This window comes from Agromyces capsici (assembly GCF_058349965.1).
Window position 1 is genome coordinate 769,289 of the sequence record NZ_JBYRET010000001.1, and the last position, 19,915, is coordinate 789,203.

22 protein-coding genes are annotated in these 19,915 nt (G+C 71.0%); 12 read left to right on the top strand and 10 right to left on the bottom strand.

Annotated features, from left to right (window positions below):
• Positions 1 to 3 precede the first annotated feature (3 nt).
• Complete coding sequence (locus tag AC3RKB_RS03805) at positions 4 to 213, bottom strand: heavy-metal-associated domain-containing protein (protein ID WP_491434646.1); 210 nt, start codon at positions 211 to 213, stop codon at positions 4 to 6.
• Positions 214 to 455: 242 nt separating this feature from the next.
• Positions 456 to 1,460 carry a DMT family transporter gene (locus AC3RKB_RS03810; RefSeq protein ID WP_491434647.1) on the bottom strand — a complete coding sequence of 335 codons (1,005 nt, stop codon included), beginning with the start codon at positions 1,458 to 1,460 and terminating at the stop codon, positions 456 to 458.
• 173 nt (positions 1,461 to 1,633) lie between these two features.
• Here AC3RKB_RS03810 and lpdA point away from each other — a divergent pair, with 173 nt between their 5' ends.
• Both lpdA and AC3RKB_RS03820 read left to right on the top strand, forming a co-directional pair.
• Positions 1,634 to 3,034: a dihydrolipoyl dehydrogenase gene (lpdA, locus tag AC3RKB_RS03815; protein WP_491434648.1), complete on the top strand. Its 1,401-nt coding sequence runs from the start codon at positions 1,634 to 1,636 to the stop codon at positions 3,032 to 3,034.
• Positions 3,035 to 3,215: 181 nt separating this feature from the next.
• Positions 3,216 to 3,734 (top strand): hypothetical protein, encoded by a 519-nt coding sequence (locus tag AC3RKB_RS03820; protein WP_491434649.1) that lies wholly within the window; start codon positions 3,216 to 3,218, stop codon positions 3,732 to 3,734.
• Positions 3,735 to 3,944: 210 nt separating this feature from the next.
• Here the strand turns inward: AC3RKB_RS03820 and AC3RKB_RS03825 are convergent, their stop codons facing one another.
• Both AC3RKB_RS03825 and AC3RKB_RS03830 read right to left on the bottom strand, forming a co-directional pair.
• A complete protein-coding gene (locus tag AC3RKB_RS03825) occupies positions 3,945 to 5,558 on the bottom strand; it encodes a monocarboxylic acid transporter (protein ID WP_491434650.1) in 1,614 nt (537 codons plus the stop codon).
• Positions 5,558 to 5,935, bottom strand: coding sequence for a DUF485 domain-containing protein (locus AC3RKB_RS03830; protein WP_491434651.1), 378 nt, complete (start codon positions 5,933 to 5,935; stop codon positions 5,558 to 5,560). Before AC3RKB_RS03830 ends, AC3RKB_RS03825 begins: the two co-directional genes overlap by 1 nt.
• A 201-nt stretch (positions 5,936 to 6,136) precedes the next feature.
• On the opposite strand from AC3RKB_RS03830, the gene AC3RKB_RS03835 reads away from it, so the two are divergent.
• The 4 genes from AC3RKB_RS03835 to AC3RKB_RS03850 all read left to right on the top strand — a co-directional run bounded on the left by AC3RKB_RS03835 (position 6,137) and on the right by AC3RKB_RS03850 (position 10,042).
• Positions 6,137 to 7,348, top strand: coding sequence for a sensor histidine kinase (locus tag AC3RKB_RS03835; RefSeq protein ID WP_491434652.1), 1,212 nt, complete (start codon positions 6,137 to 6,139; stop codon positions 7,346 to 7,348).
• Positions 7,345 to 8,088 carry a LytR/AlgR family response regulator transcription factor gene (locus tag AC3RKB_RS03840; RefSeq protein WP_491434653.1) on the top strand — a complete coding sequence of 248 codons (744 nt, stop codon included), beginning with the start codon at positions 7,345 to 7,347 and terminating at the stop codon, positions 8,086 to 8,088. Before AC3RKB_RS03835 ends, AC3RKB_RS03840 begins: the two co-directional genes overlap by 4 nt.
• 119 nt (positions 8,089 to 8,207) lie before the next feature.
• On the top strand, positions 8,208 to 8,579 hold the full coding sequence (locus AC3RKB_RS03845) for a hypothetical protein (RefSeq protein WP_491434654.1): 372 nt from the start codon (positions 8,208 to 8,210) through the stop codon (positions 8,577 to 8,579).
• The gene (locus tag AC3RKB_RS03850) at positions 8,576 to 10,042 is read left to right on the top strand and encodes a sodium/solute symporter (protein WP_491434655.1); all 1,467 of its coding nucleotides are present in this window, start codon (positions 8,576 to 8,578) and stop codon (positions 10,040 to 10,042) included. The genes AC3RKB_RS03845 and AC3RKB_RS03850 overlap by 4 nt, the downstream gene beginning before the upstream one ends.
• A gap of 17 nt (positions 10,043 to 10,059) precedes the next feature.
• Here the strand turns inward: AC3RKB_RS03850 and AC3RKB_RS03855 are convergent, their stop codons facing one another.
• On the bottom strand, positions 10,060 to 10,713 hold the full coding sequence (locus AC3RKB_RS03855) for a GNAT family N-acetyltransferase (protein ID WP_491434656.1): 654 nt from the start codon (positions 10,711 to 10,713) through the stop codon (positions 10,060 to 10,062).
• A gap of 121 nt (positions 10,714 to 10,834) precedes the next feature.
• On the opposite strand from AC3RKB_RS03855, the gene AC3RKB_RS03860 reads away from it, so the two are divergent.
• On the top strand, positions 10,835 to 11,056 hold the full coding sequence (locus AC3RKB_RS03860) for a hypothetical protein (protein WP_491434657.1): 222 nt from the start codon (positions 10,835 to 10,837) through the stop codon (positions 11,054 to 11,056).
• A 134-nt stretch (positions 11,057 to 11,190) separates the two neighbouring features.
• On the top strand, positions 11,191 to 11,781 hold the full coding sequence (locus AC3RKB_RS03865; RefSeq protein WP_491434658.1) for a dihydrofolate reductase family protein: 591 nt from the start codon (positions 11,191 to 11,193) through the stop codon (positions 11,779 to 11,781).
• A gap of 103 nt (positions 11,782 to 11,884) precedes the next feature.
• On the opposite strand, the gene AC3RKB_RS03870 is transcribed toward AC3RKB_RS03865, so the two are convergent.
• The 3 genes from AC3RKB_RS03870 to AC3RKB_RS03880 are packed head-to-tail and all read right to left on the bottom strand — an operon-like array spanning position 11,885 to position 14,501.
• Entirely contained in the window at positions 11,885 to 13,171 is a 1,287-nt protein-coding gene (locus tag AC3RKB_RS03870) for an adenylosuccinate synthase (protein WP_491434659.1), read from the bottom strand.
• Between the two features lies 1 nt (position 13,172).
• Positions 13,173 to 13,712, bottom strand: coding sequence for a DUF3151 family protein (locus tag AC3RKB_RS03875; protein ID WP_491434660.1), 540 nt, complete (start codon positions 13,710 to 13,712; stop codon positions 13,173 to 13,175).
• Positions 13,713 to 13,754: 42 nt separating this feature from the next.
• Positions 13,755 to 14,501 (bottom strand): NAD(P)H-hydrate epimerase, encoded by a 747-nt coding sequence (locus AC3RKB_RS03880; RefSeq protein WP_491434661.1) that lies wholly within the window; start codon positions 14,499 to 14,501, stop codon positions 13,755 to 13,757.
• A gap of 97 nt (positions 14,502 to 14,598) precedes the next feature.
• On the opposite strand from AC3RKB_RS03880, the gene AC3RKB_RS03885 reads away from it, so the two are divergent.
• From AC3RKB_RS03885 to cls, 4 genes are all read left to right on the top strand, one after another.
• A complete protein-coding gene (locus tag AC3RKB_RS03885; protein ID WP_491434662.1) occupies positions 14,599 to 15,096 on the top strand; it encodes a DUF2975 domain-containing protein in 498 nt (165 codons plus the stop codon).
• The gene (locus tag AC3RKB_RS03890; protein ID WP_491434663.1) at positions 15,096 to 15,341 is read left to right on the top strand and encodes a helix-turn-helix domain-containing protein; all 246 of its coding nucleotides are present in this window, start codon (positions 15,096 to 15,098) and stop codon (positions 15,339 to 15,341) included. The genes AC3RKB_RS03885 and AC3RKB_RS03890 overlap by 1 nt, the downstream gene beginning before the upstream one ends.
• 10 nt (positions 15,342 to 15,351) lie before the next feature.
• Positions 15,352 to 16,779, top strand: a complete 1,428-nt coding sequence (argG, locus tag AC3RKB_RS03895; protein ID WP_491434664.1) for an argininosuccinate synthase — start codon at positions 15,352 to 15,354, stop codon at positions 16,777 to 16,779.
• A 152-nt stretch (positions 16,780 to 16,931) separates the two neighbouring features.
• The gene (gene cls, locus AC3RKB_RS03900) at positions 16,932 to 18,407 is read left to right on the top strand and encodes a cardiolipin synthase (RefSeq protein WP_491434665.1); all 1,476 of its coding nucleotides are present in this window, start codon (positions 16,932 to 16,934) and stop codon (positions 18,405 to 18,407) included.
• 43 nt (positions 18,408 to 18,450) lie between these two features.
• On the opposite strand, the gene AC3RKB_RS03905 is transcribed toward cls, so the two are convergent.
• Both AC3RKB_RS03905 and AC3RKB_RS03910 read right to left on the bottom strand, forming a co-directional pair.
• Complete coding sequence (locus tag AC3RKB_RS03905) at positions 18,451 to 18,819, bottom strand: DUF4440 domain-containing protein (protein WP_491434666.1); 369 nt, start codon at positions 18,817 to 18,819, stop codon at positions 18,451 to 18,453.
• A gap of 67 nt (positions 18,820 to 18,886) precedes the next feature.
• On the bottom strand, positions 18,887 to 19,903 hold the full coding sequence (locus AC3RKB_RS03910) for a magnesium and cobalt transport protein CorA (RefSeq protein ID WP_491434667.1): 1,017 nt from the start codon (positions 19,901 to 19,903) through the stop codon (positions 18,887 to 18,889).
• Between the last annotated feature and the right edge of the window lie 12 nt (positions 19,904 to 19,915).

A 19,915-nucleotide genomic window follows, 5' to 3' on the forward strand; every position in this document is an offset into this window, starting at 1 on the left:
GGGTCAGACGCGCACGGCGCTGTAGCCGGCCTCCTCGACCGCGGCGATCACGCCGGCGTCGTCGAGGTCGGCCGGGGCGGTGATCGTGAGCCGACCGGCCGCGGCGGACACCTGGATGCCCGTCACGCCGCCGAGCTGCTCGACCTCTTCGCGCACCGACAGCTCGCAGTGGCCGCAGGTCATGCCGGTCACCTGGTACTCGCGCTCGCTCATCTCGACTCCCTCTGGATGTGGTTCGGTTTGATAGTACCCCACTGGGGTATCACTCATGTGAACCATATACCCCACTGGGGTATTCCGCAACCGGTGTGCAGCCGACGTCTCGTGCCGAGTGTTTCCGTTCGACGCGAGCGTCTCCCCTACGACGGGCGCACTCGCGACGGACGGAAACACTCGGCGAGGCGCGCGGCGCGCGCGATCAGGTCGAGCGGATGGCGCAGCGAGCCGTGCCGCGATCAGGTGCGTGCGACGGCGCGCCGCGGCATCCGGACCCGGCCCTGCGCCAGCAGGATGCCGGCCATCACGACGAGCGCGCCGAGCGGCTCGTTCCACGTGAGCGGCTCGCCCAGGATCGCGACGCCGAGGACGACACCGACGACGGGCGTCACGTACGTCACGGTCGACGCGTTCGTCGGGCCCCAGTCCCGGATGACGGCGATGTTCCACACGTAGGCCAGGCCCGTGCCGGCGATGCCCAGGATGGCGAGGCACACGACGACCGCGACGTCCAGCCGCACGGGCCCGATCGCGAGCAGCGGCGTGAGCAGCAGCATGACCGCGCCGCCCATGCCGACCTGCAGGAACGCGAACGTCGTGGCCGCGATCGGCCGGCCGCTCAGGAACTTGCGCGTGTAGCCGAACATCACGCCGTAGCACGCGGTCGCACCGAGGATCGCGAGCTGGCCGGCGAGGTCGCCGCCGAAGGCGGCCTGCCACGGCGCGATGATCACCACGACGCCGACGATGCCGATCAGCACGCCGAGCCAGCGCGACGCGTCGAGCCTCTCGACGCGGAACGCGAGCGTCGCGATGATCGCGGTCATGATCGGCGTCGTCGCGTTGAGGATCGACGCGAGGCTCGAGGTCACCGTCTGCTGCGCCCACGTGAAGAGCAGGAACGGCACCACGCACCCGGTCACGCCGATCACCAGGAAGTGCAGCCAGACGACCGGCTCGCGCGGCAGCACCGGGCCGCCGTCGACCCGGGGGCGCGCGACGAGCACGACGACCCCGAGCGTCAGCGCGCCCAGCACCACCCGCGCCCACGCTACCTGCGTGAACGACAGCCCCGTGAGGGCGACCGCCATGAACAGGAAGCTCGCGCCCCACACCAGCCCGGCGCTGAGGAACTGCACCCAGGTGCGCACTCCGCCACGGCGGCCCGGCGCGTCGGAGCTGTCAGCGGTCCGGTCGACGGATGCCGCGGCGGCGGCCTGTGCGGTGGTGGTGCGGGTGCTCACGGACCCACGGTACGTCCGCGCTCTGCCGGCCGGGAGGCCTCCGGAACGCGATGTCCGGAACCCGCCGAACCTTGGCAGGAGGGTGCCACACACCTGAGGGTTGAGGAGGCCGCCCGCGGCCGTCTCGAAACCCGACCCGCCCGCGCGCCGCGGTCCGGCCTAGGCTGACCCCCATGACCGAACAGTTCGATGTCGTCGTCCTCGGCGCGGGTCCGGGCGGGTACGTGGCCGCCATCCGCGCCGCCCAACTCGGCCTGAAGGTGGCCGTGATCGAGGAGAGGTACTGGGGCGGTGTGTGCCTCAACGTGGGCTGCATCCCGTCGAAGGCGCTGCTGCGCAATGCCGAGCTCGCCCACATCTTCCACGACCAGGCCGCGACCTTCGGCATCTCGGGCGACGTGCGCTTCGACTTCGGCGTCGCGTTCGACCGGAGCCGACAGGTGTCGGAGAAGCACGTCAAGGGCGTGCACTTCCTGATGAAGAAGAACGGCATCACCGAGTTCGACGGCCGCGGAAGCTTCCGCGATGCGAACACGATCGACGTGACGAAGGCCGACGGCAGCGTCGAGACGGTGACGTTCCGCAACGCGATCATCGCGACGGGCTCGCAGGTGCGGCTCCTGCCCGGCGTGCAGCTCTCGCGGAACGTCGTCACCTACGAGGAGCAGATCCTCACCCGCGACCTGCCCCGCTCGATCGCGATCGTCGGCGCCGGCGCCATCGGCATGGAGTTCGCGTACGTGCTGCGCAACTACGGCGTCGAGGTCACGGTCATCGAGTTCCTCGACCGGGCCCTCCCCAACGAGGACGTCGAGGTCTCGAAGGAGATCACGCGGCAGTACCGGAACCTCGGCATTCCGATCCTCGCTTCGACGAAGGTCGAGACGGTCGTCGACAACGGATCCTCGGTGACCGTGACCTACACCGGCTCCGACGGGCAGCCCGGATCGCTCGAGGTCGACAAGGCCCTCATCTCCGTCGGCTTCGCCCCGAACGTCGAGGGCTTCGGGCTCGAGAACACGGGCGTGCAGCTCACTGAACGCGGCGCGATCGCCATCGACGAGCGGATGCGCACCAACGTGCCGCACATCTACGCGATCGGCGACGTCACCGCCAAGCTCATGCTCGCGCACGTGGCCGAGGCGATGGGCGTCGTCGCGGCCGAGACGATCGGAGACGCCGAGACCATGGAGCTCGGCGACTATCGGATGATGCCGCGCGCGACCTTCTGCTCGCCACAGGTCGCGAGCTTCGGCCTGACCGAGCAGCAGGCCCGCGACGAGGGCCACGACGTAGTGGTCGCGAAGTTCCCGTTCAGCGCGAACGGCAAGGCCAACGGCCTCGGCGATCCGGTCGGCTTCGTCAAGCTCGTGGCCGACAAGACGCACTTCGAGCTGCTCGGCGGTCACCTCATCGGCCCGGATGTCTCGGAGCTCCTGCCCGAACTCACCCTCGCCCAGAAGTGGGACCTCGGCGCGCTCGAGCTCGCCCGTAACGTGCACACCCACCCGACGCTGTCGGAGGCGCTTCAGGAGGCGTTCCACGGCCTCGCCGGTCACATGATCAACATGTGAGGGTTGAAGAGGCCGCTCGCGGCCGTCTCGAAACCCTGGGTACGGGGTTCCGGGTTTCGAGACGCTCGCTTCGCTCGCTCCTCAACCCTCGAGAAGAGGAGGCCGCTCGCGGCCGTCTCGTAACCCGCCCCGTTCGTTGCGATCCCGCCCTGCCGGATCGAGAATCTCAACCGGGGGGATCATGGATACCGAGCTGTTCGTGCACTTCGCCGAGATCGCCGGCATCTTCGTCGGATTCGGGGCGCTGATCGGCCTGCGCAGCACGGAGCGGCTCGACCTGCACGATGTCGTCTACCTGAAGTCGGTGCTCGCCATCGGCGTCTGGGTGGTGGTCTTGGCTCTCATCCCGATCGCCGTCGAACGGTACGGCGTGGAAGGACACCCGCTGTGGCTGTGGTGTGCCGTCGCGGCGCTCACCGTGTGGGTGATCGCCGTCTTCGGCTTGAACAGCACGGCCGATCTGCGAGCCTTCAACCGCAGTCAGGACCTCGAACCGGTGGACCGGTTCTTCCCAGTCGTCGGGCTTCCGCTGCATCTCGTCATCGCCGGCAGCCTGATCGTGATCATCACCGGCGTCTGGCCTGCCGCCGAGGAGGCCTTGTACGTGACGGCGCTCACCGCGGGCGTGGTCTTCGCCGGGTACACGCTGCTCGTGAGCGTTGTCAGTCGCAAGCACGTCTCGGATCGTGACGGTTCCTGACCGCCGCGCCCGTGAGGGTTGAGGAGGCCGCCCGCGGCCTCCTCAACCCTCACACCCCGCGGGCAGCGCAACGGGGGCGGAGGCCCGGACCCGAGGTCCGAGGCATCCGCCCCCGTCGTGCCGGCGACGAGGCCAGGGCAGGCGTTCCCACCCCGTCGCAGTCGTTTCCGGCGGCCGCCCCGCTCCCCCTGAGGGCGGCCGCCGGAGCCCCTAGTGGTGCACCGCCTTCTCCGCGCCGAGGCCCGTGAGCGAGCGCACCTCCATCTCGGACTGCTTCAGCGGGTCCTCGCGGCGCTTGTCGAGCACGCTCACGATCCAGCCGAGGAGGAACGCCAGCGGGATCGAGACGATGCCCGGGTTCGACAGCGGGAAGATCGCGAAGTCGATCGCCTCCGTCTTCAGCATCGACGTCTCGGACCCCGACACGACCGGCGAGAACGCGATGAGCACGATCGCCGAGATCAGGCCGCCGTACATGCTCCACAGGGCGCCACGCGTCGTGAAGCCCTTCCAGAAGAGCGAGTACACGATCGTCGGCAGGTTCGCCGAGGCCGCGACCGCGAACGCCAGCGCCACGAGGAACGCGATGTTCTGGCCGTTGGCGCCGATGCCGCCGATGATCGCGACGATGCCGATGATGACCACCGTGCGACGGGCGACCTTGACCTCTGCGCCCGGCTCGGGCTTGCCCTTCTTCACGACCGACGCGTAGATGTCGTGTGCGAAGGAGGCCGCCGCGGTGATCGTGAGGCCGGCGACGACCGCGAGGATCGTCGCGAACGCGACCGCCGAGATGACGCCGAGCAGGAGCGGGCCGCCGAGCGCGAACGCGAGCAGCGGGGCCGCCGAGTTCGGCCCGCCGGGCGCCGCGGCGATGACCTCGGGGCCGACGAGGGCCGCCGCGCCGTAGCCGAGCACGAGCGTGAACACGTAGAAGATGCCGATCAGCCAGATCGCCCAGACGACCGACTTGCGGGCCTCCTTGGCTGTGGGCACGGTGTAGAAGCGCATGAGCACGTGCGGCAGCGCCGCGGTGCCGAGCACGAGTGCGAGGCCGAGCGAGACGAAGTCGATCTTCGTGATCTCGGAGACGCCGTACTTCAGGCCGGGGTCGAGGATCGCCGGGTTCGAGGTGACCTCCACGGCGCGGTCGAGCAGCGCCGAGAAGTCGAATCCGTACATCGCGAGGACCCAGACGGTCATGATGCCGGCGCCCGCGATGAGCAGGACCGCCTTGATGATCTGCACCCAGGTGGTGCCCTTCATGCCGCCGACGAGCACGTAGAGGATCATGAGCCCGCCGACGACGGTGATCACCACGGCCTGGCCGACCTGGTCGCCGATGCCGAGCAGCAGCGACACGAGTCCGCCCGCACCCGCCATCTGGGCGAGCAGGTAGAAGAAGCAGACGACGAGCGTCGTGGTCGCCGCTGCGATGCGCACCGGGCGCTGCTTCAGGCGGAACGAGAGCACGTCGGCCATCGTGAACTTGCCGGTGTTGCGCAGCAGCTCGGCGACGAGCAGCAGCGCCACGAGCCACGCGACCAGGAAGCCGATCGAGTAGAGGAACCCGTCGTAGCCGGTCATCGCGATCGCGCCGACGATGCCGAGGAACGAGGCCGCCGACAGGTAGTCGCCCGCGATGGCCGAGCCGTTCTGGCCGCCGGTGAACGAGCGCCCGGCCGCGTAGTAGTCGGCCGCGGTCTTGTTGTTCCGGCTGGCGCGGAACACGATCACCATCGTGACGGCGACGAACGCGCCGAAGATCGCGATGTTGAGCCAGGGCTCGCCGGGCGAGGTGGATGCCGCTTCGAAGTGGAACATCAGCGCGCCACCTCCTCGTCGGCCTCGCCGAGGAAGACGCCCGTCTCGATCTCGTCGCGGATGCGCTCGGCCTTCGGGTCGAGGTTCTTGTTGGCGAAGTGGACGTACCACATGGTCACGGCGAAGGTCGTGACGACCTGCGCGAGGCCGAGGAGCATGGCCACGTTGATGCTGCCGAACACGCGCGTCGACATGAAGTCGACCGCGTAGACCGCCAGCAGCACGTAGGCCAGGTACCACGCCAGGCACACGCCCAGCACGGGGAAGACGAAGCTCCGGTGCGTCCGGCGGAGCTCTTGGAATTCTTGCGATTGCTGCACTGCGGGATAGTCGACGTGGCTCAGGTCGACGTCCGCGCTCAGGGCCTCGTTGCCCATGGCGTCTCTCCTTCGAGGGAATGCGGCGGGGCCTGGGCCCGCGTCGCTGCGGTCGCGATTCGTCAATGCTGGCGAGTCGGATGTCGCGCCGGGGGCCCCGACCGTTCGTCGTCGCCGAACGGCGCGAGCGGTGCGCCGAACGGCGGAGCGCGACGACGAACGACGGCGCCGCCTGCCCGCGCGGCCTCTAGAGTGACGTGCATGCCCGAGTCGATGCTGCTCGCCGCCGCTGCCGGCGTCGTCGCGGGCGCGCTGGCGGTCGGGGTCGTGGTGCTGCTGCGGCGGCTCGTGGTGCAGTCCCGCGAGCTCGGCACCGACGCCGAGCAGGCGACCTATCAGACCCTGCATCTCGCCTCGCGGGCGGCGAAGCACCTGCGCGGCGACATGACGGGCACCGATGCCGCGCGCGCCGCGAAGCAGCTCCGGGCGTTACTCGGCGCCGACACCCTCGCGCTCGTGATCGCGGGCGGACCGGTCGCCGTCGACGGCGACGAGACCCTCACCGCGGCGGCCGAACGGCTCGCCGACGAGGCCGTCGCATCCGGCCGGCCGCAGGTCGAGCGCCGGGTGCCGGCGCCCTCGGGCGAGACGGACGCCGCAGCCGCGCCGATCCGCGCGGGCGACGAGGTCGTCGGGGCGGTCGTGGCGTTCTCGCCGCGCGTCCGAGCGGGCCTCGTGCGCGCCACGGGCGAGGTCGCCGAGTGGGTCGCCGCGCAGGTCGAGCTCGGCGAGCTCGACGCCTCGCGGGCGGCACTGGCCGAGCTCGAGGTGCGCGCGCTGCGGGCGCAGATCAGCCCGCACTTCATCTACAACTCGCTCAATGCGATCGCGTCGTTCATCAACACCGACCCGGCGAAGGCGCGCGAGCTGGTGCTCGAGTTCGCCGACTTCACGCGGTACTCCTTCCGCCGCCACGGCGACTTCACGACCGTCGCCGAGGAGTTGCGCTCGATCGACTCGTACCTGAAGCTCGAGCGCGCCCGGTTCGGCGATCGGCTGACGGTCACGCTGCAGGTCGCGCCCGAGGTGCTCTCGACGGTGATCCCGTTCCTGTCGATGCAGCCGCTCGTCGAGAACGCGGTCCGGCACGGCCTCGAGGCGAAGGAGGGCGGCGGTCGCATCACGATCACCGCCGAGGACCGCGGCGCGTTCGCCGAGATCACCGTCGAGGACGACGGCGTCGGCATCGACCCCGAGCGGCTCGCCGACGTGCTCGCCGGCGGTCGCCCGGGCGAGCACGTCGGCCTCCGCAACGTCGACGCGCGACTGCGCCAGGTGTACGGCGACGAGCACGGACTCGTCGTCGAGACGAACGTGGGCGCGGGCACGCTCGTGCGGATGCGCGTGCCGAAGTCGCAACCCGGCCGCTCCGTGGCATCCGTCGACGACGCCGATGGGAGACTGGTGCCGTGATCTCGGTCCTCATCGCCGACGACGAGCAGCCCGCCGTGGACGAGCTGGCATTCCTGCTCGGCCAGGACCCGCGGATCGGCACCATCCACCGCGCGACCTCCGGGTCCGAGGCGATCCGCATCCTCACGCGCGAACCCGTCGACGCGGCGTTCCTCGACATCCACATGCCGGGCCTGTCGGGCTTCGACCTCGCCCGCGCGCTGCAGCGCTTCGAGCACCGGCCGGCCTTCGTGTTCGTGACGGCCGATGAGGAGGGCGCGCTCGAGGCGTTCGACCTCGCCGCCGTCGACTACCTCCTGAAGCCGGTGCGCACCGAGCGGCTGCAGCGGTCGATCACGCGCATCGTCGAGGCGATGCGGCAGGCCCAGCCGGGGGCGATGGATGCCGCATCCGCACGCCCCGAGATGATCGCCGTGACCCTCGGCGGCACGACCCGCATGATCCGGCGCGACGATGTGCGCTACGTGCAGGCCCAAGGCGACTACGCACGGCTGCACACCGACGAGGCGAGTTATCTCGTGCGCGTGCCCATGTCCGACCTCGAACGGCAGTGGGCCGACGCCGGCTTCGTCCGCGTGCACCGCTCGTACCTCGTCGCGCTCCCCCACGTCACACGCGTCCGGCTCGGCGGCGAGCGGCCGACCGTCGTCGTCGGCCAGGCCGAGCTGCCCGTCAGTCGGCGGCTCCTGCCCGGCCTCCGCGAGCGGCTCGAGGCCGCGACCCCGCGGGCACGTCCGTGAGCGAGGCGAGTGCCGGTCGAGGAGGGCGCGAAGCGCCCGTCTCGAGACCCCCTGACGCCGCGCCGGGTCTCGAGACGCCGGCTTCGCCGGCTCCTCGACCCGCAGAGGCACCGCAGCGCGTGCGCGTCACCGCACCGCGCACCGGCGCGGTCGCGGCATCCGCTCGTCGCTCGACGGCCCGCGGGCGGGCCGGCACCGGCGGCCCCGGGCCCACGACCGACGTCGAGGCGGTGTACGTGCGCTCGCTGATCCGCTCGCAGCTGCGACTCGCGATCGTGTGCGCGGTCGCGTTCGTCGTCGCGACCGCCGTCTACGCGATCGCCGTCGCGCTGCTGCCCGCGCTCGACGAGACGTTCGTGGCGGGCGTGCCGGTGTCGTGGCTGCTGCTCGGCCTGGGCGTGTACCCGCTCGCGATCACGGTCGCCGCGCTCTACGTGCGCACCGCGACGCGCAACGAGGCGCGCTACCGCTCGCTCGCGGAGGAGCCGTGAACCCCGCGATCGGGTACGCCGCGATCGCGACGGTCGCCGTGGCATCCGTGCTCATCGGGGTCTACGGCCTGCGGATCTCGCGCACGACGAGCGACTTCTACGTCGCGAGCCGCACGGTGCGGCCGTGGTGGAACGCGTCGGCGATCGGCGGCGAGTACCTCTCGGCGGCGTCGTTCCTCGGCATCGCCGGGCTGATCCTGCTGACGGGCGCGTCGGCGCTGTGGTTCCCGATCGGCTACACGGCGGGCTACCTCATGCTGCTGCTGTTCGTCGCCGCGCCGCTGCGGCGCTCGGGCGCGTACACGATCCCCGACTTCACCGAGGCGCGGCTCGAGTCGCCCGCCGTGCGCCGCGTCACGAGCGTGCTCGTCGTGGTGATCGGATGGCTCTACATCGTGCCGCAGCTGCAGGGCGCCGCACTCACGGTGCGCATCACGACGGGCCTGCCGAGCTGGGCGGGTTCGGTCGCGGTCGCGCTGCTCGTCGCCGTCGTGGTCGCGGCCGGCGGCATGCGCTCGATCACGTTCGTGCAGGCGTTCCAGTTCTGGCTGAAGCTCGTGGCGCTCGCGATCCCGGTCGTGGCGCTGCTCCTCGTGACCGGCGCGATCGAGCCCGAACTCGCGCCGAGCGCGGCGTTCCCCGCAGAGGCCGGCCCGGGCTCGCTCGAGGTCTACCGGACCGTCTCGCTCATGATCGCGCTGCTGCTCGGCACGCTCGGACTCCCCCACGTGCTCGTGCGGTTCTACACGAACCCGGATGGCCCGGCCGCGCGCCGCACGACCCTCATCGTGCTCGTGCTGCTCTCGGCGTTCTACCTCTTCCCCACGGTGTTCGGCCTGCTCGGCCGTTCGTTCGCGCCCGACCTCGCGACCGCCGGCGACGCCGACGCGCTCGTGCTCGTGCTGCCCGACCGGCTGGTGCCCGGTGTGGCGGGCGACCTGCTCACGGCGCTCGTGATCGGCGGCGCGTTCGCGGCGTTCCTCTCGACGTCGTCGGGCCTCGTGGTCTCGGTCGCGGGCGTCATCTCGCAGGACCTCCTCGGCGGCAGCGTGCGCGGTTTCCGTATCGCGGCGTTCGCGTCGACGGCCGTGCCGCTCGTGGTCGCGCTCGCGACCGAGCCGGCGGGGCTCGCGGGCAGCGTCGGCCTGGTGTTCGCCTTCACGGCGTCGACGCTGTGCCCGGTGCTCATCCTCGGCATCTGGTGGCGCGGCCTCACTGCGCGCGGCGCGATCGCCGGCATGGCGACGGGCGCGTCGCTCTCGGGGGCGGCGATCCTCGGCGGGGCGCTCGTCGCGGCGTCGGCGCCCGCCATCCGGCCCCTCATCGAGCAGCCCGCCGCGTGGACGGTGCCGATCGCGGTGCTCGTGACCGTGCTCGCGTCGCGCGCCGACCGGCGCCGCGTGCCGCGCGGCACCGACGCGTTCCTCGCGCGCCTGCACCTGCCCGAGCGCGACGGGGCCTGAGCGACGGGCGGGTGGCGCTACTCGACGGGCGTGCGATCCGCGAGTCGCACCGGGCGGTCGCCCCGAGCCGCCAGCCGCCGCTCGAGGCCGACCCGCACGCCCGGCCACTCGTCGGCGAGGATCGAGTACACCGCGGTGTCGCGCCACGAGCCGTCGGGCCGTCGCTGCGCCCTGCGGAGCACGCCCTCGAAGCGCGCGCCGAGCCGCTCGATCGCGGCGCGCGAGCGCGCGTTGACCGCGTCGGCCTGGAGCTTGACGCGGCCGAAGCCGTGGTCGAACGCGAGCCCGAGCACCAGCAGCTTCGTCTCGGGGTTCACCGCGGTGCCCCACACGAGCGAGTGGTATGCGGTCCAGCCGAGGTGCGCGGACTCGTTCGAGAGGTCGAGGTCGCCGAGCTTGGTCGCTCCGACGACCGTGCCGTCGTCGGGTCCGCCACGAAGGCGCACCGCGAAGGGCAGCGCGTCCTCGGCGGGCGTGTACGAGGCGGCGGCGAACGCGGCGAACGCCGCGGCGTCACCCGGCAGGCCCGACGGTCCGCCCCCGAACCCGCCCGCGAACACCTCGGTGCGACGGATGGCACGCTCGAGCGCCGGCACGTCGGCCACGCTCATCGGCGCGAGCGTGACGAATCGACCGACGAGGGTCGCGGGCGCGGGACGGCGTGCAGGCATGTGCCCGAGTCTCGCACGCGAGCGGCACCCGAGCGTCACCTGTGGATTCGTGCCGCGCGCCATCCGCCCGCCGTACGATGAGCCCGGATCGACACCCGTCGCAGAGAAGGGATCCGGGGGTATGGGAGCACTGGACGACCTGGCGAAGAACGCGCAGGACTTCGTCGAGCAGAACAAGGACAAGATCAACGAGGCGCTCAACAGCGAGCAGGCCGAGGACATCAGCGACAAGGTCCTCGACGCGGTGTCCGACGCCGCGAAGAAGGTCACGCCCGACGAGCACGACGCGAAGGTCGACGACGTCCGCGCGCACCTCGACCAGTCGATCGGCACCGAGCCGTAGGCCCGGCCGCGACGATCACGAAGTGAGGGGTGGATGCCGTGGGGCATCCACCCCTCGGTCGTCGCGGATCTCCAGCCGACACGAGCGCTCACGACGCGCTAGCGTGAAGACAGCCTCAAGCAGAGGAGTGCGCCGTGGGCAAGGTGATCCTGTATGCGTCGGTATCGGTGGACGGCTACATCGCCGACGAGGACGACCAGCCCGGACCGCTGTTCGACTGGTTGACCAGCGGCGACGTCCCGTTGGACGAGAGCGGCGTGTTGAAGGTGTCGCAGGCGTCCTACGACTACGTCCGGCCGTACTGGGACCGGATCGGGGTGACGATCGTCGGCCGCCACGTGTTCGACCTGACCGACGGCTGGGACGGGACGCCTCCGAGCGGGGTCGACCATGTGGTCGTCGTGACGCACCGGCCGCAGCCCGACGGCTGGGACCCCGAGTCCCCCTTCCACTTCGTCGACGGCGTCGAGGCAGCCATGGCCACGGCGCAGCAGCTCGCGGGCGATCGCGACATCGAGGTCGCCGCGGGCGACGTCGGCGGCCAGGTGCTTGCCGCCGGCCTCGTCGACGAGGTGCGCATGGATGTCGCGCCCGTCGTGTTCGGGTCCGGCAGGCGATACTTCGGGCCGGTCCGCGCGCAGCACCTGTTGGAGGATCCCGACGTGGTGATCCAGGGAGATCGGGTGCTCCACCTGCGCTATCGGGTGCTCCGGTCACCGGCCTGAGCGCGGACGCGGAGCAGTCCGCCGCGCACGGCGATCCACCCCGGGCCCGTTCCCGGATTCGTGCGGGTGCACTCGCAGGAACCCGGGACTCGCGTGGAGCGGGTCAGTCGAGCAGGTCGTGCAGCTGCACGATCTCGTCGCGGCCCGGGCCGACGCCGATCGCCGAGAAGCGGGCGCCCGACATCGCCTCGAGCTCGCGCACGTAGCTCTGCGCGTTCGCCGGCAGGTCGGAGAACTCGCGCGCCCCCGAGATGTCCTCGGTCCAGCCGGGGAACTCCTCGTAGACGGGCTTGGCGTGGTGGAAGTCGGACTGCGAGACCGGGACCTCCTCCATGATGACGCCGTCGACGTCGTACGCGACCGCGACGGGGATGCGGTCGATGCCCGTGAGCACGTCGAGCTTGGTGAGCACGAAGTCGGTCACGCCGTTGATGCGCGCGGTGTAGCGCGCGATGGGCGCGTCGTACCATCCGGTGCGGCGGCGGCGGCCCGTGGTCGTGCCGTACTCGTGGCCCTGCTCGGCGAGGAACTCGCCCCACTGGTCGAAGAGCTCGGTCGGGAACGGCCCGGAGCCGACGCGGGTCGTGTAGGCCTTCACGATGCCGATGACGCGGTCGATGCGGTTCGGCGCGATGCCCGAGCCCGTCACGGCGCCGCCGCTCGTCGCGTTCGACGACGTGACGAACGGGTACGTGCCGTGGTCGACGTCGAGCATGGTGGCCTGGCCGCCCTCGAAGAGCACGATCTCGCCGGCCTCGAGCGCGCGGTGCAGGAGCAGGGACGTGTCGGTCACCATCGGGCGCAGCCGGTCGGTGTACGCGAGCAGTTCGTCGACGACCTCGTCGACGCCGATCGCGCGACGGTTGTAGACCTTGACGAGCAGGTGGTTCTTCTGGTCGAGGGCGCCCTCGACCTTCTGGCGCAGGATGTTCTCGTCGAAGAGGTCCTGCATGCGGATGCCGACGCGGTTGATCTTGTCGGCGTACGTCGGGCCGATGCCGCGACCGGTCGTGCCGATCTGCCGCTTGCCGAGGAAGCGCTCGGTGACCTTGTCGAGCGTGCGGTGGTACTGGGTGATGACATGCGCGTTCGCCGAGATGCGCAGCTTCGACGTGTCGACGCCGCGTGCCTCGAGGCCCTCGATCTCCTCGAAGAGCACCTCGATGTCGACCACGACGCCGTTCGCGATGACCGGCGTGACGCCCGGCGTGAGGATGCCCGAGGGCAGCAGGTGGAGGGCGTACTTCTCCTCGCCGACGACGACGGTGTGCCCGGCGTTGTTGCCGCCGTTGAACTTGACGACGTAGTCGAGGCGCGAGGAGAGCAGGTCGGTCGCCTTGCCCTTGCCCTCATCGCCCCACTGTGCTCCGATCAGCACGACCGCGGGCATGTCAGTCCTCTCGTGCCGCACCCGGCGCGGCGGATTGGTCGGACGGGTCGTCGGCGGTCGCCCCGGGCGACTCGGCCGACGGCAGGGGGACCGTGATGACGGGGATGAGCTGGGTGGGCGTGAACTCCGACGCGATGCGCGCGGGCGCCTCGGGGTCGGCCGCCGCGAGATCGGCGGCGGCGCGCTCGGCGCGATCGCCCAGTCCGAGCCGGCCGGCGGCGCGACGCTCGGCGTCGAGCGCGCGCAGGTAGGCGCGGTTGGGCTCCTCCGACCAGGGCACCGGAGCACCGGCCGTCCACCCGGATGCCGCGAGCTGCTCGCGCGCGAGGTCGACGGCGACGACCGCGTAGGCGAACGCGTCGAGCGCGCGACCCTCGGAATCGGCGAGGTCGGCCAGCTCGGCCCACGCGAGCGGCGACGACGGATGCTCGACGACCACTCCGGCGACGTGACCCCGGTCGGCGTCGGTCAGCGCCTGCCGGACCTCGGGTTCGTCGGCGAGCACCGCCTCGTCGCCCTGCGGCGTCTGGTCCTGAGTCACACTCAACGGTATCGCATGGGGTATCCGCGGGCCGGGCGCGGCTCAGATGGTGACGGCGGGTTGCACCCCGGCGAGCGCCGGCCCGAGCCCGAGGTCGACGAGCACCACGCGCCCGACGAGCTCGACCGCCGGCGGCATCAGCAGACCGGCCTTCACGGCGCCCATCGTCACGGTCACGTCGGCGGGCAGCACCGTGGGGTCCGGCACGCTCCCGTCGTCGGGTGAGATGCCGCTCGGCAGGTCGACCGCGACGACCAGCGGATGGCGCGCCGCGCGCCCCGCACGCGCGACCCACTCGGCTCCGAGCACCGCGCGGACGCGCCCCACGACCTCGCGCGCGCGACCCCGCAGGCCGGGGCTCGCCGCGGCGCCGATGCCGAGGATCCCGTCGACGAGGACGTCGGCGCGGACGATCGCGGCATCGAACCCTGCAGGGTCGGCGTCGGGGTCGAGGTCGGTCGCGCCCGCGCGATGCGCGGCCGCCGCCCCCTCCTCGTGCATCCGCGTCCCGACGGCGACGATCCGCACGTCGGCGCCACGCTCGGCGAGGTGCGCGCCGGCGAACAGCGCGTCGCCCCCGTTGTCGCCCGACCCGGCAAGCACGACGACGAGCGGGCGTGGCGCGCCATCCGTCAGCAGCCGCGGGATCTCGTCGGCGAGCGCGAGCGCTGCGCGCTGCATGAGCGGCTCCCCCGCGGCGAGCAGCGGCCCCTCGGCGGCGCGCACCTGCTCGGCCGTGTAGCCCTCGCGGGGCGACGGGGAGGTGGGTCGTCGTGCGTCGGCGCTCACGCTCCGACCCTACGCCGCGCCATCCGGCGCAGCCAGAGCCAACGAATGGCGTGCAGTGACGATTGACAATCGATAGGTACTGCGCGATATTCGAGATATGACCTCACTCAATCGCGTGATCGTGCCGCTTCGGGTCCTCATCGTGCTCGTGTTCGCGGGCCTCGTCGTCGCGCAGGTCATGAGCCTGCCGGGCGAGTTCATGCAGCAGGCCCGCGAGGCGCCCGAGCTCGGCCCGGTGCCGTGGATCCTCCTCGTGTTCGCCATCCTCGAGGTCGTGTGCGTGCAGGTCGTGCTCGTCTGCATCTGGCGCCTGCTCACCCTCATCCGTGCCGACCGCATCTTCAGCGAGAAGGCCTTCGTCTGGGTCGACGTCATGGTCTGGGCGATCGCGGCGGCATGGCTCATGCTGTTCGCGGTCTCGGCCTTCCTCATGACGGTGTTCCTCACCACGCCCGCGCTCCGTGACCCCGGCAACGGCGTCGTGCTCGCCGGCATGGTGCTCATCGGCGGGGTGGTCGTGCTGGTCATCGTGGTGCTGCGCGCGCTGCTACGCCAGGCGGCCGTGATGCGCACCGACCTCGAAGAGGTGATCTGATGCCGATCGTCGTGCGCATCGACGTCGAGCTCGCCAGGCGCAAGATGAGCGTCGGCGAGTTCGCCGAACGGGTCGGCCTCACGCCGGCCAACGTGGCCGTGCTGAAGAACGGCCGCGCGAAGGCGGTGCGCTTCAGCACGCTCGACGCGATGTGCCGCGTGCTCGGCTGCCAGCCCGGGGACCTGCTCGAGTGGGTGCCCGAGGGCGACGGTCACGAGAACGCGAGCATTCCGCGGCTCCCGTAGGCTGGAGGCCATGTCGAAGGTCCTCACCTCCCTGCCCGCCGGCGAACGCGTCGGCATCGCATTCTCGGGAGGTCTCGACACCTCCGTGGCCGTCGCGTGGATGCGCGAGAAGGGTGCCATCCCCTGCACCTACACCGCCGATCTCGGCCAGCCCGACGAGCCCGACGTCGAGGCCGTGCCCGGCCGCGCCCTCGAATACGGCGCCGAGCTGAGCCGGCTGGTCGACGTGAAGACCGCGCTCGTCGAGGAGGGCCTGGTCGCCCTGCAGTGCGGCGCGTTCCACATCCGCTCGGGCGGCAAGGCCTACTTCAACACGACCCCGCTCGGTCGCGCGGTCACCGGCACGCTGCTCGTGCGCGCGATGATGGAGGACGGCGTCGACATCTGGGGCGACGGCTCGACCTACAAGGGCAACGACATCGAGCGGTTCTACCGCTACGGGCTCCTCGCCAACCCGCGCCTGCGCATCTACAAGCCCTGGCTCGACAGCGCCTTCGTCACCGAGCTCGGTGGGCGCACGGAGATGAGCGAGTGGATGCAGGCCCGTGACCTGCCCTACCGCGCCTCCGTCGAGAAGGCCTACTCGACCGACGCGAACATCTGGGGCGCCACGCACGAGGCGAAGAAGCTCGAGGACCTCGACGCCGGCATCACGACCGTCGAACCCATCATGGGAGTGCGCTTCTGGGACGAGTCGGTCGCGGTCGAGGCCGAGGACGTCTCGGTCCGCTACGAGCAGGGCCGCCCGGTCGCGCTCAACGGCGTCGAGTTCGATGACCCGGTCGAGCTCGTGCTCGAGGCGAACCGCATCGGCGGTCGCCACGGCCTCGGCATGAGCGACCAGATCGAGAACCGCATCATCGAGGCGAAGTCGCGCGGCATCTACGAGGCGCCGGGCATGGCGCTGCTGCACGTCACGTACGAGCGACTCCTCAACGCGATCCACAACGAGGACACCATCGCGAACTACCACCAGGAGGGCCGTCGCCTCGGGCGCCTCATGTACGAGGGCCGCTGGCTCGACCCGCAGTCGCTCATGCTCCGCGAGTCGATCCAGCGCTGGGTGGGCTCGGCGGTGACCGGCGAGGTCACGCTGCGCCTGCGCCGCGGCGACGACTACACGATTCTGAACACGACCGGTCCGGCGCTCAGCTACCACCCCGACAAGCTCTCGATGGAGCGCGTCGGCGACCAGGCGTTCGGCCCCGAGGACCGGATCGGCCAGCTCACCATGCGCAACCTCGACATCGCCGACTCGCGCGCGCGACTCGAGCAGTACGCCGAGCTCGGCATCGTCGGCGGCGCGACCGCGCAGCTCGTCGGCGAGATCGCCTCGGGGCAGGCCTCGCAGATCGCCGCGGGCGAGACCGAGACCGACCTCGACGCCGCGACCGATGCCGCGAACGAGGCGGCCGCGTTCGACCTCGGCACCGACTAGCAGCGCGATCTGAGCCGAAGGTCCTGACAGGGCGGTACGGCCGGTGCCATACTCGGGCATCGGCCGCACGCACCGACCCCGGGCTGCGGAACGCAGACCTTCGGGGAGGGCGCGATGACCGTGGACCTTTCGGCGCCGGCGGGAGCCCGCGCGTGAGCGGCGGCGAGTGGACCGCGGTCATCGGCGGCATCGCGATCCTCGCCGACTGGATCATCCGCATCGTCGCGCTGGTGATCATCCCGCGCGAACGCAAGCCCACGGCGGCGATGGCGTGGCTGCTGGCCATCTTCCTCATCCCGTTCGTCGGGATCGTGCTCTACCTGCTCATCGGCAACATCCGGCTGCCGAAGAAGCGGACGGCACGCCAGGAGGAGGCCGACCGAATGATCGCCGAGCGCGCCGACGGCCTCGACCTGGTCGCCGACCACGACGCCTGGCCGGCCTGGTTCGCCTCGGCCGTCGCGCAGAACACCCGTCTCACGGGCTTGCCCGCCACGTCCGGCAACCGCGCGACCCTGATCGACGACTACCAGGGCTCGATCGATGCGATGGCGGCGGATGTCGCGGCGGCGACGCGCTTCGTCCACGTCGAGTTCTTCATCGTCGCGTTCGACGACACGACGCGCGGCTTCTTCGCTGCGATGGAGGCCGCCGTGCAGCGCGGGGTGCGGGTGCGGCTCCTCATGGACCACATCGCGTCAGGGAAGGTCCCACTGCACAAGGCCACGGTCGCCGAGCTCGACCGGATCGGGGTGGAGTGGCACTACCTGCTGCCCGTGCGCCCGTTGAAGGGCGAGTGGCAGCGGCCCGACCTGCGCAACCATCGCAAGATCGTGGTGGTCGACGGCGTGATCGGCCACATGGGATCGCAGAACCTCATCGCCCGCGACTACGACTCGCCGAAGAACCTCAAGCGCGGGTTGATGTGGCAAGAGCTCGTCGCCCGCGTCACCGGCCCCGCGGTCGCCGAGCTGAACGCCGTGTTCCGCTCGGACTGGTACGCCGAGACGGGCGAGGTGCTCGGCGAGGAGTGGAACACGCCCGCGACCGAGATCCCGGTCGACACCGGGCCCGGGGCGCTCGACTGCCAGGTGGTTCCGAGCGGTCCGGCGTTCGAGATCGAGAACAACCTCAGGCAGTTCCTCACGCTCGTGAACTCGGCGCAGGAGCGGGTGATCATCACGAGCCCGTACTTCGTGCCCGACGAGGCGATGATGTACGCGATCACCTCGGCCAAGCTGCGCGGGCTCGACGTGCAGCTGTTCGTGTCGGAGATCGGCGACCAGGGCGGCGTCTGGCACGCCCAGCGCTCGTACTACCGTGCGCTGCTCACGGCCGGCGTGCGGATCTGGCTGTACCCGGGCCCGTACATCCTGCACGCGAAGCACCTCTCGATCGACGACGACGTCGCGGTCATCGGGTCGAGCAACATGGACATCCGCTCGTTCGCCCTGAACTTCGAGGTGACGTTGCTCGTGCGCGGGGCGTCGTTCGTGGCCGACATGCGCGAGGTGGAGGCGAAGTACCGCGAGCTCGGCCGCGAGCTCACGCTCGAGGAGTGGGAGCGGGAGCCGGCGTCGGCGACCTTCCTCGACGGGATCGCCCGCCTGACCTCGGCGCTGCAGTGAGGGTCTCGAGACGGGCTGCGCCCTCCTCGACCCGCAGGGGTCGCTACGCGGGCGTCTGCTGGTGCGCGGCGACGTGCCACGCGCCGTCGTCGTAGAGGTAGGTCGTCGACATCCGGAGGTTCGCGACCTCGTCGCCGCGGCGCGCGACGGCGCGGTAGGCGAGGATGCCGGCGTGGTCGCCGAGGCGCACGATCGCGGGCTCGTGGATCTCGTAGGAGTCCCACGCGGGGGCGCTCGCGAACGCGCCCATGACCTCGTCGCGGCCGAACGCGGCCCCCTCGACGATCATGAGCCCATCGCGGGTCATCGCGCGCGCGTAGTGCGGCCCCCCGCGGCCGGCCAGGATGGCGCGCCATCCGGCGTGCTCCTCGTGCAGCAGTCGGGCGGGCAGATCGTCGGTGATCTCGGTCATGCGGCAACGCTACCCCCAACGCGCGGGTCTCGAGACGCGGCTGCGCCGCTCCTCGACCCGCAGGCGGTCAGAGCCAGTTGCGCCGCTTGAAGATCAGGTAGAGCGCGACGCCGAAGCCGACCATCGCGATGAGGGCGGCCGGATAGCCGAGCGGATGGTCCAGCTCGGGCATGTTGCTGAAGTTCATGCCGTAGATGGTGCCGATGAGGGTCGGGGCAAAGATGATCGCCGCCCAGCTCGAGATCTTCTTCACCTCCTCGCTCTGCCGGAGGCTCGTCTCGGTCAGCCGCTGCATCTCGTCGTTCTGGCGCTGCGTCACGAGCGTCGAGTGAACGGCGAGTGCGTTCTGGAGGAGCTGGCGGAACGACTCGCCGCGCTCCACGACCCGGATGACGTGGTCGAGCACGTCGCGCAGGTATCGCTGCAGCTCGATGTCGACCTGGTACTTCTCGAATCCGCGCTCGATCGACTGCACCATGTCGACGAGCGGCCGGGTCGCGCGCTGGAACTCCATGACCTCGGCCGCGAGGTCGTAGATGCGGCGGGTCACCTGCGGGTCGCCGTCGAAGAGCTCCTCCTCGATCTCGTCGATGTCGTTCTCGAGTCCGGCGAGCACGGGTGCGTACTCGTCGACGACCTCGTCGAGCACCGCGTAGAGCACCGCCTCGGGGCCCCGTGCGAGCAGTTCCGGGCTGCCCTCCAGCCGGCGTCGCACCCGCGCGAGGTTCGGCGACTCGGCGCGGCGGATCGTGATCGCGAAGTCGCGTCCGACGAACAGGTGCACCTCGCCGAACTCGACCTCCTCGGTCTCGTCGAGGTAGCGGGCGGGGCGCAGCACCACGAAGAGGGTGTCGCCGTAGCGCTCGAGCTTCGCGCGCTGGTGGCCCTTGCGGGCGTCCTCGACGGCGAGGTGGTGCAGCGAGAACTCGGCGGCGACCGCCGCGAGCTCCTCGTCGGTCGGCCGGTACAGCCCGATCCAGGAGAAGCCACCGTGCCGCTGGTGCTCCTCGAACGACTCCTCGAGGGTCGCGGGACTCGCGACGCGGCGACCGTCCCGGTAGACGGCGTTGTCGATGACCGGCATCAGACCAGTGTC

Bases quoted from the DNA above. Each gene is read 5' to 3' on its own strand.
- AC3RKB_RS03825 (WP_491434650.1), bottom strand. From the start codon at position 5,558: ATGTTCCACTTCGAAGCGGCATCCACCTCGCCCGGCGAGCCCTGGCTC.
- AC3RKB_RS03885 (WP_491434662.1), top strand. From the start codon at position 14,599: ATGACCTCACTCAATCGCGTGATCGTGCCGCTTCGGGTCCTCATCGTG.
- AC3RKB_RS03860 (WP_491434657.1), top strand. From the start codon at position 10,835: ATGGGAGCACTGGACGACCTGGCGAAGAACGCGCAGGACTTCGTCGAG.
- AC3RKB_RS03855 (WP_491434656.1), bottom strand. From the start codon at position 10,713: ATGCCTGCACGCCGTCCCGCGCCCGCGACCCTCGTCGGTCGATTCGTC.
- AC3RKB_RS03910 (WP_491434667.1), bottom strand. From the start codon at position 19,903: ATGCCGGTCATCGACAACGCCGTCTACCGGGACGGTCGCCGCGTCGCG.
- AC3RKB_RS03830 (WP_491434651.1), bottom strand. From the start codon at position 5,935: ATGGGCAACGAGGCCCTGAGCGCGGACGTCGACCTGAGCCACGTCGAC.
- AC3RKB_RS03905 (WP_491434666.1), bottom strand. From the start codon at position 18,819: ATGACCGAGATCACCGACGATCTGCCCGCCCGACTGCTGCACGAGGAG.
- argG (WP_491434664.1), top strand. From the start codon at position 15,352: ATGTCGAAGGTCCTCACCTCCCTGCCCGCCGGCGAACGCGTCGGCATC.
- lpdA (WP_491434648.1), top strand. From the start codon at position 1,634: ATGACCGAACAGTTCGATGTCGTCGTCCTCGGCGCGGGTCCGGGCGGG.
- AC3RKB_RS03890 (WP_491434663.1), top strand. From the start codon at position 15,096: ATGCCGATCGTCGTGCGCATCGACGTCGAGCTCGCCAGGCGCAAGATG.
- AC3RKB_RS03870 (WP_491434659.1), bottom strand. From the start codon at position 13,171: ATGCCCGCGGTCGTGCTGATCGGAGCACAGTGGGGCGATGAGGGCAAG.
- AC3RKB_RS03820 (WP_491434649.1), top strand. From the start codon at position 3,216: ATGGATACCGAGCTGTTCGTGCACTTCGCCGAGATCGCCGGCATCTTC.
- AC3RKB_RS03835 (WP_491434652.1), top strand. From the start codon at position 6,137: ATGCCCGAGTCGATGCTGCTCGCCGCCGCTGCCGGCGTCGTCGCGGGC.
- AC3RKB_RS03805 (WP_491434646.1), bottom strand. From the start codon at position 213: ATGAGCGAGCGCGAGTACCAGGTGACCGGCATGACCTGCGGCCACTGC.